The organism is Roseofilum reptotaenium CS-1145 (assembly GCF_028330985.1).
GTDB lineage: Bacteria > Cyanobacteriota > Cyanobacteriia > Cyanobacteriales > Desertifilaceae > Roseofilum > Roseofilum reptotaenium.
In genome coordinates this window covers 173,691-185,947 of sequence record NZ_JAQMUE010000080.1, presented here as the reverse complement: position 1 = coordinate 185,947, position 12,257 = coordinate 173,691, and the positions used below count along the sequence as shown (strand labels likewise).

General features: G+C 41.9%; 12 protein-coding genes. 8 read left to right on the top strand and 4 right to left on the bottom strand.

Going from position 1 to position 12,257, the window contains the following annotated elements:
- Positions 1-153 precede the first annotated feature (153 nt).
- Genes PN466_RS16810 through PN466_RS16800 form a run of 3 tightly spaced genes read left to right on the top strand, consistent with a single transcriptional unit; the run spans position 154 to position 3,184 of the window.
- A complete protein-coding gene (locus tag PN466_RS16810; RefSeq protein ID WP_271941288.1) occupies positions 154-1,248 on the top strand; it encodes a glycosyltransferase family 1 protein in 1,095 nt (364 codons plus the stop codon).
- An 18-nt stretch (positions 1,249-1,266) separates the two neighbouring features.
- Complete coding sequence (locus PN466_RS16805) at positions 1,267-2,178, top strand: sulfotransferase family protein (protein ID WP_271941285.1); 912 nt, start codon at positions 1,267-1,269, stop codon at positions 2,176-2,178.
- Positions 2,179-2,191: 13 nt separating this feature from the next.
- Complete coding sequence (locus PN466_RS16800) at positions 2,192-3,184, top strand: hypothetical protein (RefSeq protein ID WP_271941282.1); 993 nt, start codon at positions 2,192-2,194, stop codon at positions 3,182-3,184.
- Here the strand turns inward: PN466_RS16800 and PN466_RS16795 are convergent.
- Positions 3,181-4,098, bottom strand: a complete 918-nt coding sequence (locus tag PN466_RS16795) for a sulfotransferase family protein (RefSeq protein ID WP_271941280.1) — start codon at positions 4,096-4,098, stop codon at positions 3,181-3,183. The genes PN466_RS16800 and PN466_RS16795 overlap by 4 nt on opposite strands.
- A gap of 35 nt (positions 4,099-4,133) precedes the next feature.
- Positions 4,134-5,042, bottom strand: coding sequence for a sulfotransferase family protein (locus tag PN466_RS16790; protein ID WP_271941279.1), 909 nt, complete (start codon positions 5,040-5,042; stop codon positions 4,134-4,136).
- A gap of 205 nt (positions 5,043-5,247) precedes the next feature.
- On the opposite strand from PN466_RS16790, the gene PN466_RS16785 reads away from it, so the two are divergent.
- From PN466_RS16785 to PN466_RS16775, 3 genes are read left to right on the top strand one after another with little or no spacing between them, the layout of a single operon-like run.
- Positions 5,248-6,261, top strand: a complete 1,014-nt coding sequence (locus PN466_RS16785; protein ID WP_271941277.1) for an Npun_R2821/Npun_R2822 family protein — start codon at positions 5,248-5,250, stop codon at positions 6,259-6,261.
- Positions 6,262-6,263: 2 nt separating this feature from the next.
- Entirely contained in the window at positions 6,264-7,178 is a 915-nt protein-coding gene (locus PN466_RS16780) for an Npun_R2821/Npun_R2822 family protein (RefSeq protein WP_271941274.1), read from the top strand.
- Positions 7,179-7,227: 49 nt separating this feature from the next.
- Complete coding sequence (locus PN466_RS16775) at positions 7,228-8,178, top strand: NAD-dependent epimerase/dehydratase family protein (protein ID WP_271941272.1); 951 nt, start codon at positions 7,228-7,230, stop codon at positions 8,176-8,178.
- A gap of 91 nt (positions 8,179-8,269) precedes the next feature.
- Here PN466_RS16775 and cbiT read toward each other — a convergent pair whose 3' ends face one another.
- Both cbiT and PN466_RS16765 read right to left on the bottom strand, forming a co-directional pair.
- Positions 8,270-8,866 (bottom strand): precorrin-6Y C5,15-methyltransferase subunit CbiT, encoded by a 597-nt coding sequence (gene cbiT / locus PN466_RS16770; RefSeq protein ID WP_271941269.1) that lies wholly within the window; start codon positions 8,864-8,866, stop codon positions 8,270-8,272.
- A 68-nt stretch (positions 8,867-8,934) separates the two neighbouring features.
- A complete protein-coding gene (locus PN466_RS16765) occupies positions 8,935-10,419 on the bottom strand; it encodes an aminotransferase class I/II-fold pyridoxal phosphate-dependent enzyme (RefSeq protein ID WP_271941267.1) in 1,485 nt (494 codons plus the stop codon).
- A 95-nt stretch (positions 10,420-10,514) separates the two neighbouring features.
- Between PN466_RS16765 and ychF the strand changes: the two genes are divergently transcribed.
- Together ychF and PN466_RS16755 are read left to right on the top strand one after the other, a co-directional pair.
- Complete coding sequence (ychF, locus tag PN466_RS16760; protein WP_271941264.1) at positions 10,515-11,606, top strand: redox-regulated ATPase YchF; 1,092 nt, start codon at positions 10,515-10,517, stop codon at positions 11,604-11,606.
- 107 nt (positions 11,607-11,713) lie between these two features.
- On the top strand, positions 11,714-12,142 hold the full coding sequence (locus PN466_RS16755; protein ID WP_271941261.1) for a hypothetical protein: 429 nt from the start codon (positions 11,714-11,716) through the stop codon (positions 12,140-12,142).
- The last annotated feature ends 115 nt before the right edge of the window (positions 12,143-12,257 follow it).

Here is a 12,257-nt window from a genome sequence, read left to right as displayed (position 1 = left end):
TTCTTTATTTTCTGTCTCTAGTCTAAACGGGTGGTCTATGATGAGCATGGATAATTAAGGGATGATCAAAACATTTAATCATTTCGGAGAGTCTAACCAAAACTTGGTAGTATTACAACTATATCATAACGGATGTATTCAAGTATGAGTTTCATGAACATCTATCAAAAAATACTTGGGAAAGTAAAGTCACAAATAAAACTCATAAACCAGGGCTTAAAATCTAAACTATGGCCAGATAAGTCTATTGTATACTATACGGGAGATACTAATTATGAATGGTCTCCAGAAAGTCTAAAAACGGGATTAGGAGGTGCAGATGCCCGCATTGTCTATTTATCTCGTGAATGGATTAAATTAGGTTATTCTGTTACTGTCTATAATAATTGTGGATCTCAACAAGGATTGTATGATGGAGTCCAGTATTATCACCACACTCAATTCAATCCTTGCGATTCTTTTGATACACTCATTATGTGGCAGTTTGCCTGGCGAATTAAATTCCCGATCAAAGCAAAACGGGTTTGGCTCGATTTAGGTTCTGTTCTCTTACCAGAAGAAGTGACCTATGAAAAACTAAAAGGCTATGATAAAGTATTCTGTAAAAATTTATTCCATCGATCCTTATTACCAGAAATTCCAGATCGCCAAATTGCGATTGTCCCCAATGGATTCGATTCTTCCTTCCTTAAATTTTGTGGACAACTCAAAGATCCCTATAAAATCATCTACGCATCCAATTATATCCGAGGTCTAGAAAGAATGTTAGAATTCGGCTGGCCCTTAATTCACCAAGAAATTCCTGAAGCCAAACTTCATATTTACTACGGTTGGCCGAGACAAATCAAAGAAGATTGGAAACAGAAAATGGAAACATTGATGCAACAACCGGGCGTAATTGAACATGGAAAGGTAGGTCGCGAACAGCTTATGGCCGAGAAAGCTACTTCTAATATTAATTATTATGGATGTACTTTTGAAGAGCTTGATTGTAATACAGTGCGAGAATCGGCCCTAGTGGGTGCTGTCCCCGTAACGACGGATTATGCTGGACTGAAAGATAAAGAATATTGTGTTAAAGTACCAGGTAATCCTTATACGAAAGAAACCCAAGAAGCAGTAGCTTGGAAAATTATAGAACTGATGCGAAATCCTTCAGAACTGCAAGAGATCCGCGAACGGTTTTCCGATCTAGTTAAAAATGAGACTTGGGAACAAGTTGCCCAATTCTGGTTAAATGAACAATAGAAATTTAGAGATAAAACCATGACCCTACCTAACTTTTTATTGATTGGCGCAGCTAAATCAGGAACATCTTCTTTATATTACTACCTTAAGCAGCATCCACAAGTCTATATGCCAGCGTCTAGGGATCAAAAAGAACCTGATTTTTTTACTCTAGAAGGAGAAGATATTAATCGTATTGGCCCCAATGGCAATCATGTGATGACGAATGCTATTACTGATTTGGACAGCTATCAAGAGTTGTTTGCAGGGGTAACCGATGAGAAAGCTATAGGAGAAGCATCTACGTCATATATTTACAGTGAAAAAGCAGTTCAAAGAATTCATCATTATATTCCTGATGCCAAGTTAATTGCAATTCTCCGCCAGCCAGCAGAACGAGCATTTTCACATTTTTTATTTTCTTTGAGTAATGGGAGAGAACCGGTTCCAGATTTTGTTAAAACTCTGAAAGAAGAAGAGGATAGGATTGCCAAAAATTGGAGCTTTCAATGGCATCATAAACGCCGGGGATTTTACTATGTTCAGTTGAAGCGATACTTCGATACTTTCGATGCGAAGCAAATTCGAGTGTATCTGTATGACGATTTGATTGCAGATCCAACTGGACTGATGAAAGAGGTTTTCCAATTTTTAGAAGTAGATGATAATTTTGTTCCTAATGTGAGCAAGAAACATAACCCTACTCGTGTTCCCAAGAATCAGACAGTTAATACTCTGCTGAATCGACCGAATCCTGTTAAAGCAGTAGTCAAAACCCTGTTACCGATGAAGTTTCGTAAAAGCATTGCTGATAGGCTGAAACAGCAAAATTTAGGGAAGCCTAAATTATCTCCCAAGCTACGCAAGGAACTAACAGAAGAGTATCGGGAGGATATTCTGAAGCTTCAAGAGTTGATTGGACGAGATTTATCGAAGTGGTTGGAGGGTTGAGGAGTTAGCGAACATGAGCAACTATGATAACTTACCTCCCATCTATTTTTACCTTCCTCAAGCAGACTGGCTAGAAGATATGCCAAATAATGCTAAGAGTTATTGGGAAGGGTTTGGCCGTGGAATTTACTGTTGGACTTTGCAAACTTATTTACATCTTAAGTCCGATGGATTTCCTTGTAGCTTAGTAGGATCGATTCCAGATGAAGGTATTGTGTTAGCTCATCGAGATTCTTTTAAGTATAAATTGAGACCAATTCCAAAAGTCTTGATGGTCTGTATGAAAGCCGATCAAGCAGCTCATCCTTATGCACAAATGCATGTGGTTCAAAATCCACAGGAGACTGAAGTGGTTAAAAATAGCCATTATATTCCGCTTTGGTCTCAACCTGGATTAATTCCTCGTGATCGAGATCGCGGCGATCGCTTTGAAAACATTGCTTATTTTGGTATCAGTTATAACTTAGCTCCAGAATTAAAAGATCCCTCCTGGTCTCAAAGTCTTGCAGAGATGGGTCTACAGTGGAACATTGTACCCAAAGAGCGATGGCATGATTACAGTAATGTAGATGCTGTAATTGCAGTCCGTACCTTTGAAGCAACTGAAACCTATCTGTGGAAACCGGCAACTAAACTCTATAACTCTTGGCGTGCAGAGGTTCCCGTCATTTTGGGAGCTGAATCAGCATTTCAAGCAGAACGGCGCAGCGATCTGGACTATATTGAGGTTAAATCTCTAGAGGAGGCGATCGCTGCCATTAAAACTTTGAAAGATAATCCACAGTTGCGGAAAGATATGATTGCTAATGGTTGCGATCGCGCTCAAAGTACCCGCATTGAAACCATTCTCTCCTCTTGGAAAGCATTCCTCACTGATATTGCGACTCCTACCTATCAACGCTGGATAGAATCCCCTAATCTGTTCAAATGGATGTACATTCAACAACACTATTGGTTGATTAAAGCAGAAGCGATGAAGAAACGGTTACAGTCTTTAACTTTCTAATCCCATACATAGGGTTGATTGAATTCACCAGCAATTGAATTAAAAATATCGAGTTTTTCTTTTGACAACTCTTTTTTCCATCGCAAATCCAATTTGATTCCTAAATCAATCTTTTCATAATACTCACCATGAGTCTCTTTCACCTTATCTAGCATTTCTTGCTGTTGATAACGCCTCACTAGAGAGTAAGTTCCATCATTCCCGGAAATGTCATGATGATCGTATTTCCAATATTCAATCATATCTGGCGTAAACTCTATCTCCAGAAACTCACAAATCTTCTGGACTGTTACGTGAGGATCGCTTGCTAACTGTTCATAAGCCACTTCAATTTTCTTCCCTCGGTCAAAAGATTGGTAAAACTCTTGTCTCCGTTTTGTTTTGTCCATCCAATTTTGAGTGAAAGTAGCCATGTCTCTTTGAGGATATTTCCTTAGATATGAATTGACAATAGCGCGGCCATCTCTGACTAAATTTAACAAGTATGCTTCAACTTCACCTACTGTAAACTCTTTGGCTTTCGTCTTTCTATCTACCCAAACCCAATATTTACTAGCATCGATAATGACTTCTTTACCCAATTGCGCCAACATGAAGGTGTACGGCTTAAACACTCGATCTGTCCCTAAGAACTCACGAATATTTTTCTCTAACTTTAGGGGGATATAAGGAGTGACGCGAGTATCACCCAATCCAATGGATAACTGTTTCAGACCTGAGTCTCCAAATGTTCGATCCCAAAAATCAGAATTACAGTTCACACAATCAAGATACAGTCCTTTTCTGTAACGATTCGGCAAGTTACCTAACTCTCCAGCCGAAAAGCATTGAGGATGACTCCCTAATATAAGAGCAAGTAGACTGGAACCACAGTGACCGGCTCCAATAATAAATAAAACTTTTCTCTTACTCATTTTTCAACCCATTATTTTTCATCAACAGCAATTCACTAATCCCACTCATAGGGTTTATTCAAATTTCCAGCAATAGCATTAAATACTTGCAAATTTTCTGGAGATAATTCATTTTTCCAACGCAAATCTAATTTGATTCTGAATTCCGGATCTTGATAATAATCGCCATGACTATCTAGGTTTCGTGAGGTTTGTCCTCTATACTTAGCAATTAAAGCACTTGTGCCCCGACTTCCCACAATATGATGATGATCGTGCTTCCAATATTCAACCATATCTGGACTAAATTCAAGGTTTAGCCAATCACAGAGCGATTTGATAACTTCTTGGGGATTACTTACTAGTTCTTCATAGCGAACGGTTACTTTCTTATTCTCTGGAAACTGATTATAAAACTCGTGGTATTCCTTCAAAAGCGTAACCCATCTGTTACTTATTTCTTCTACTGTATCTTTTTTGAGTCGTAGATAAGAATTCAGCACGGCTCGGCCATCACGAACATTATATACCAAATAAGCGTCAATCTCCTGCTGTCTAAATTCTCTCGCTTTAAGTTTATTAGATATCCAATGAACCGTTTTACTAGAATCAGTTAGAATGTCAGCTTTTGTTTTAGAAAAGAGTATAGTGTAGGGATTCAGTATTTGATCGTTACCTAGCCATTCTCGAACTGTTCTCTCAACTTTCAAAGGGAGATACTGATGTAATCGGTGATCTGATAATCCAGATGCTAACTGCCTTAATTCCGTTTCAGTGAATTTATCTTGCCAAAAGGTGCTACCTGGTGAAGCCCAAGCCCAGTTTTGTTGTGTTTTTCCTAGAATTTCAGGTAATTTACTAATTTCACCTAATGAGAAAGCTTTAGGATGGCTGCCAAGCATTAGTTCCACTAGGGTTGATCCTGAACGACCAATGCCCATTATGAAGATAACTTTCTTTTTCATGAATTGGTATATGACATTCCCATATTAAATGATGTCATAAATTCAGACGATTGTCAAGAAGTAACCACCCATTAAGATCTTTCAAAATTACTCTAGTTAATAGTTGTCAAAACTATCTTCGATGAGTGACAATAAACAAAAGAAACCAGACAAACTTAATGTTTTGGTCGCCGGATCTCTAGTATGTCCTTGTATATTCAATCCTATGACTCATGGAATCTATACATCTGCTAATGATGTAGTTTACGATCAACTGGTTGCACTGCTAAACAGTATAGAAGTCAATGTTGGTGCTGATACACCCGTCTGTGTTATTGCTTATGACGATCGCCTAGATCGCGTCAAAGCAGAAATTAGTCGAAGAAAAAATGTAGAATTACTCAACGATCCAGATATCTTTGCTCCTTGGGAAGAATTTTCCTACGAGGTCTGGAAAGCTCATCCTAATGTCCTACAACAGTGGGAATCCCAGGGCATTCAGGGAGTTCGTCGTATCGGAATGAACCGTCGCTACTGTGCGTTTGACCCAAAAAGTCCGTTTGAAAAATTTGTCTACTTTGATGCTGATGTATTGGTTCTCAACTCCCTAGATTTCGTCTTTGAGGAACTTAATCATCATGATTTTGTTGTCTATGATTTCCAGTATAAAGACCCCTCTCATATTTATAATGTAGAGAGTTCCAAACTATTTCAAATCTTCCCCCAAGAACGAATTCATCGAGAGATTTTCTGTGCTGGATTTTATGGATCCAAACGAGGATTATTATCGGTTGAGCAAAGAAATGAACTGGTTACTTACCTGCAAGCTGGAGAAGCTGAAATTTTATACCCATCAGCCCCTAATCAATCTGTTCTTAATTATATGACCATGCGATCGGGTTTGGACATTTACAACTTTTCCCTACACCTCCCGAAAGAACAGATCACCGGATGTTCCGTCACTTCTCCTCACTTTATGGAACGGGATCATTTGCTCTATGATAAAGAGGCACAGTTAACATACCTGCACTATATTGGGCTTTCTTCTAAGGTATTTACTCGTCTGTGTGCTGGGGAAAACTTAGATTTTCCCTATCGAGAACTATTCTTACACTATCGCTATTTGCACGAACCTGAAAATCGACCACAGTTTGTTGGTAAACCTAAACCCTATAACCCCCCTCCCACATTTATGCAGAAAGTATTTCGTAAATTAGGACTTAAAAAATCTAGGAAATAATTATGAACCAAGGAATTTATATTGTAGCGAATAATAAAGTGAAAGAGAATGCGATCGCCCTCTTAAACAGTATTCGCATGTACGATTCTAGTATTACTGTTTACATGATCCCCTTCAATGAAGATTATCAGGAAACCGCGCAAATCCTTGCAGAGAAACATAATGTTCGCGTTTTTCCTGATTTAAATCTTGTACAAGAATTTACAATAAAAATTTCTGAGATATTCGATCGCGATTTTCTGGCATTACCCAATAAAATGCGAAAGCTCGTCGCCTGGTTCGGCCCCCTAGATGACTTTCTGTATATCGATACTGATATCATTGTCTTTGAAAGGATGTCTGATATCCTATCTTACCTACCAAAATATGGATTTATTTGTTGTGATTATCATCACTCTGGTCGAGGATTAAATGATATTTTCTCGCCCTTAGTTAAAGACAACAAGATCTTTACGGGTGAAGAATTACAAGATGTGTTCAATAGTGGGTTTTGGGCCTCTAAAAAAACCGCCATTTCTCAAGAGCAGATGTATAGACTCCTGCAAGAGTGTAGCCAACATCGAGAATACTTTGATTTTTCCTCCCAAGTCACGGACCAACCCATTCTCAACTACCTGGTTCTAAAATCAATTCCCAAACGTTTAAACTTGGTGAAGCTACCAGAAGGAGTACCGGGAAGTTGGGCAGGATCGGCACATTTTGAAGAAAAAGACCATATTTTATATGATAAAGGGAAGCGATTAATGTATCTTCATTGGGCGGGAAGTCCCATGAGACAGGGTGGTCCTTATAGAGAGTTATGGAGATACTACCGTTATCTCGGCGATCCCAATCCTCCGGCTGACCCTCCAGCGCCTAAAGCTGAACCGCAATGGAGACAGAAACTGAGAAACCTTAAGAAAACGATCCTCGGTTAGTTCATCTCCTATAATTGTGCAGGAATAAGAACAAAAAATTATCTTGGTAATGACTAAAGTAATTGTAACTGGCGTAGCCGGTTTTATTGGTTCCACCTTAGCCGAAACCTTACTCAATCAAGGTCAAGAAGTCATTGGTGTCGATCAATTTAACGATTATTATGACCCAACACTGAAACGCCGGAATGTTAGTCGTTTTCAAACTCATCCTCAGTTTACCCTTGTAGAAGGAGATATTCAAACCTTAGATTGGAATTCCTTATTCACTGATGTAGAAGTAGTTTATCACCAAGCGGCGCAAGCGGGAGTGCGTGCGAGTTGGGGGCAAGGGTTTCGCTCCTATACGGAACGGAATATCAATGCGACTCAGATTATGCTGGAAGCGGCCAAAAATTCCAGGACGTTGAAGCGATTTGTTTATGCTTCGACCTCATCAGTGTATGGAAATGCGGAAACTTTTCCGACTTCAGAACTCATTGCTCCCCAACCGGTTTCTCCCTATGGGATCACAAAATTGGCGGCGGAACGGTTATGTGTGCTATATCACCAAAATTTTCAGGTTCCGTTTACGGCTCTACGGTATTTTACGGTATATGGTCCCCGTCAACGGCCAGATATGGCATTCCATAAATTTTACAAAGCGGTGTTGGAAGACCGGGCGATTGATATCTATGGCGATGGTCAACAAACGAGGGATTTCACCTTTATTCAAGATGCTGTAGCTGCTAATCTAGGGGCTGCAACAGCTCCTGATGCAGTTGGAGAGGTTTTTAATATTGGTGGAGGGAGTCGGGTTGTACTGACGGATGTGCTGGATACGATGGAAAAAATCGTTGGTCAGCCTATCCGTAGAAACCACATCGATCGCGCCATGGGTGATGCTCGTCATACCAGCGCTGATGTTTCCAAAGCCAAGAAATTGCTGGGATACCAGCCCCAAGTCTCTTTAGAAGAAGGCTTAACTCAGGAGTGGGAATGGGTGCAGGAACTTTATAGTTAATCGAGGCTAGGGGACCTTAGCCCCTTGTCTTCTTATGAAATAATGTTCTTAAATTCCGGAAATCCTGTTGGTTGACATTTCCTGATATCCATTAACCAAGTTTTTCCCCACTAATAATAAACACTGGATCGACGGCGGCAAAAACTTGATACATTCCCCGTTTTTCCAAACGATTAACCCCAGATTGAACGACTTCTATATGTCTCACTTGTAGCTGGGCAAACCCTTCAGATAAAGCGTATAAACTTTCTAACGATCCGGCAGTTGCCACAATCCGTCCTTCTGGGAGTAACAAATTCCAGACGGCTTCTAAAATCTGTTTAACTGAGCGTCCGCCTTCCATACAAACTCGATGGGGGCGCAGAGGAATGTTTTCTAAACATTCGGGGGCATTCCCTTCAATAATTTCTACATTATTAACGTCAAAGCGATCGCAGTTTCGACGAATTAAGCTGACCACCTCGTCGTCTCGCTCGACGGCAAAAATCCGTCCTTCAGGGCACAATAACCCAGTCTCTACCGGAATTGTACCGGTTCCTGCACCAATGTCCCACAAAATTGAATCCTTACGCAATCGCAGAGCAGAAATCAATAATAATCGGATCTCCCGTTTACTCAAGGGAATACCAGGTAACCGCTCAAATAGATCATCAGGGATACCAGGAGAAACAAAGGGCCAAAGCGACATAAAAGGTGATCCTACCATCAGAGAGAAAGCTAAAGCAAATTTTATCGTACTGGATTCTCCCCTCTTTACTATTGCCTAACAACTTTTAAAGTTTTCAGGGTGGGATCGCTACACCCGGCGATCGTCCCTCCTAGGGATAACACCTGTTGTAGATAATCCAACGCTGACATATTAATCATTTCACCTGGCATGATTGCGGGAATGCCGGGAGGATAGGGACAAATGATTTCTGCACAAATACGCTCATCTGTTTGTTCTAAAGGTAAGGTTTCTGTTGGAGAGAAAAAGGCTTGACGAGGAGAAAGGGCAGGACTAATTAAAAATGAGGATGGATGGACAAATAAACATTCTTCTTGCCATCGTTGTAGTACTGTTGGATCGGAGGAACACTCATGAGTCCCTTGGGTTGGGCAAATTTGGGCTAATCCTTGGACTAATTGATCGATATCAGCCTGAGTGTTGCCCAGACTAATAATAAAGGTTAAAGATTGGGCAGAGGGTAATTCAGCAATAACTCCGTGGCGATCGTGTAAAAGTCGATCGGCTTGATAACCGGTTAAGCCGCAAGAGGTGACTTTAACATTTAAGCGAGTGGGATCTAAAGCAAGAAAACCCTTGCTGATTTTGGTCTCTAAAACGTTTAATTTGGGAAGTGTTTTTAGGCTTTGTTGTGCCCGTTCTGCTAACTGTAAGGTTTGGAAAATCAAGCTCTCTCCTTGCAGAGCCATTTGCTGACGAGCAGCGTCTAAAGAGGCGAGCAGTAAATAACTGGGGCTGGTTGATTGGAGCAGTTGGAGCGATCGCCGAATGGCTTCCGGATCGATCCGCGACCCTTTCAAATGTAGCATCGAGGCTTGTGTCATCGCCCCCAAAACCTTATGACTCGATTGAATCGCCACATCCGCGCCACAAGATAGAGCTGAAGGAGGTAAATCGGGATGGAAGTGAAAATGGGGGCCATGGGCTTCATCTACAATCAAGGGAATATGAGAGTCATGGCATAATTGAGCGATCGCCTCCACATCTCCACAAACCCCCTGATACGTTGGATAAACCATCATCACTGCCTTCGCATCTGGATGTTTGCTCAACGCCTTCTGGATCGACATCGGCGTAACACTATTGACCATATCCCAATCCGGATCGTACTCAGGATTAACAAAAATGGGCATCGCTCCAGAGAGAATTAATCCAGAAATCGCTGAACTATGAATATTTCGGGGTAAAATAATCTTCTCGCCACTGGTGCAAGTTGCCAAAATCGCAGCCATCACACCGACTGTCGAACCATTAACCAAAAACCAGGTTCGATTTGCACCAAACGCTTGAGCTGCCAAATCTTGGGCTTCTCGGATCGCCCCATCTGGAGCATACAAATTATCCAGATCGGGCAATTCCGATAAATCCGCTTGAAAGACCAAACTCCCAAATAAATCAGCCAAAGGGCGAGAAATACCGACTCCCCGCTTATGGCCAGGAGTATAAAACGGAGCGTGAGGGTGGGTCACATAGTGGCGAAGCGCATCTAAAATGGGGGTTTTGGCTTGAGACACTTTGGTAAATCCTATAACTTTCAATCAACCCAGTTGGCGATCGGTACACACCCAATCAACTTGACAACCTGAAACTTCATTAACAAACTCCACTAATGCTCAGAGCTGGAATTGTTGGACTGCCCAATGTGGGCAAATCAACGTTATTTAACGCCTTAGTCGCCAATGCTAAAGCACAAGCGGCTAATTTTCCATTTTGTACAATTGAACCCAATGTTGGGGTGGTTGCCGTCCCTGATGAACGCCTGTCCGTATTGGCTAAAATTTCCCAATCTGAACAAATCGTTCCCACGCGGATTGAATTTGTTGATATTGCTGGTTTAGTCCAAGGAGCCAGTCAAGGTGAAGGCCTTGGTAACCAGTTTTTAGCCAATATTCGAGAAGTAGATGCCATTGTGCATGTGGTTCGATGCTTTGAAAATGATGATATCATTCATGTTTCCGGTTCTGTCGATCCGAGTCGGGATATTGAGGTGATTAATCTAGAGTTGGCCCTAGCTGACTTGAGTCAAGTTGAACGGCGATTAGACCGCGCTCGTAAGCAAGCCAGAGGGAATAAGGACGGTCTGGTCGAAGTGAGTGCCCTGGAAAAACTACTTCCTGTCTTGAATGAAGGAAAATCTGCCCGTTTAGCGTCTTTGAATGAGGAAGAACTCGACAGTATTCAAGGTTTGGGTCTGTTAACGGCTAAACCGATTATTTATGCCGCGAATGTATCTGAAGATGATTTAGCTGAAGGTAATGAATGGGTAGAGGTGGTCAAACAAATGGCGGCCCAAGAAACGGCCCAAGTGGTGACCATTTCCGCCCAGGTGGAGTCAGAGTTAATTGAACTGCCTCCAGAAGACCGGGACGATTTTCTGGCCAGTTTAGGCGTAGAGGAGGGCGGTCTACAATCGTTGATTCGTGCCACTTATACCCTGTTGGGATTACGTACGTACTTGACCACTGGGCCCAAGGAAACCCGCGCTTGGACGATTCAAGCCGGGATGACAGCTCCCCAAGCTGCGGGCGTAATTCATTCGGATTTTGAGCGGGGATTTATTCGGGCTGAAACTATTGCGTACCAGGATTTGGTTAGTCATGGTTCTATGAATGCAGCTAAGGAAAAAGGACTGGTACGCAGTGAGGGTAAAGAGTATGTAGTGCAAGAAGGGGATGTGATGTTATTCCGGTTTAATGTTTAAGTGAGAAGTGGGGAGTGAGGAGTGCGGAAATTGGCTCAGGGGGGTTGAACAAATCTTCTAAGATAGATCAAATGTATGCTTGTTTTGCATGTTCCCCGTTTTTAAAGATGACCAAATCCAATTCTAGCGATCGCCAGCCCCCCGAGTCTCAACCGGAACCCAAGCCAGAACTCTCCTTAACTCCCCCTAAAGTTCAACGGCCCAAACCGCCCGAAATTGTTCAAAGACCTCGAAGACCTCAAGCTACGCCTCCAGCGAAATCCGAGGCGAAACCTGAGGCGAAACCTGAGGCGAAACCCGAACGAGCCTCTAAAGTCCCTAAACCCCGTAAAGTTCATGATGCTCCCCGATTGCCAAAAGTGGAACAACCGGAACCCGTACCCGAATATGGGGGACGCAAAGCAGGCGATCAGATTGTTCTGCCCTATAGCGGTAAAAGTGTAGAGATTAGCCACTTTTATGAAACCGCCGGCCACTGGTACGCTGCCTTTGAAGTTGGGTGTGTTCGGGCTGATTTATTAGAAAAATCGTCTTAACCCTTGACAGATGATCAAAACGTGATAAACTGTGGTTGGTGGTGAGGAGTAAAGTGAAAGGAAAACGCGTTTGGGGTCGAAACACGGCCAGACTCCCAGGCGCTTTTCCTTTTTC

Coding starts and splice junctions, on each gene's coding strand:
- PN466_RS16810 (WP_271941288.1), top strand. CDS start 154: ATGAACATCTATCAAAAAATACTTGGGAAAGTAAAGTCACAAATAAAA.
- PN466_RS16805 (WP_271941285.1), top strand. CDS start 1,267: ATGACCCTACCTAACTTTTTATTGATTGGCGCAGCTAAATCAGGAACA.
- PN466_RS16800 (WP_271941282.1), top strand. CDS start 2,192: ATGAGCAACTATGATAACTTACCTCCCATCTATTTTTACCTTCCTCAA.
- PN466_RS16795 (WP_271941280.1), bottom strand. CDS start 4,098: ATGAGTAAGAGAAAAGTTTTATTTATTATTGGAGCCGGTCACTGTGGT.
- PN466_RS16790 (WP_271941279.1), bottom strand. CDS start 5,042: ATGAAAAAGAAAGTTATCTTCATAATGGGCATTGGTCGTTCAGGATCA.
- PN466_RS16785 (WP_271941277.1), top strand. CDS start 5,248: ATGACTCATGGAATCTATACATCTGCTAATGATGTAGTTTACGATCAA.
- PN466_RS16780 (WP_271941274.1), top strand. CDS start 6,264: ATGAACCAAGGAATTTATATTGTAGCGAATAATAAAGTGAAAGAGAAT.
- PN466_RS16775 (WP_271941272.1), top strand. CDS start 7,228: ATGACTAAAGTAATTGTAACTGGCGTAGCCGGTTTTATTGGTTCCACC.
- cbiT (WP_271941269.1), bottom strand. CDS start 8,866: ATGTCGCTTTGGCCCTTTGTTTCTCCTGGTATCCCTGATGATCTATTT.
- ychF (WP_271941264.1), top strand. CDS start 10,515: ATGCTCAGAGCTGGAATTGTTGGACTGCCCAATGTGGGCAAATCAACG.
- PN466_RS16755 (WP_271941261.1), top strand. CDS start 11,714: ATGACCAAATCCAATTCTAGCGATCGCCAGCCCCCCGAGTCTCAACCG.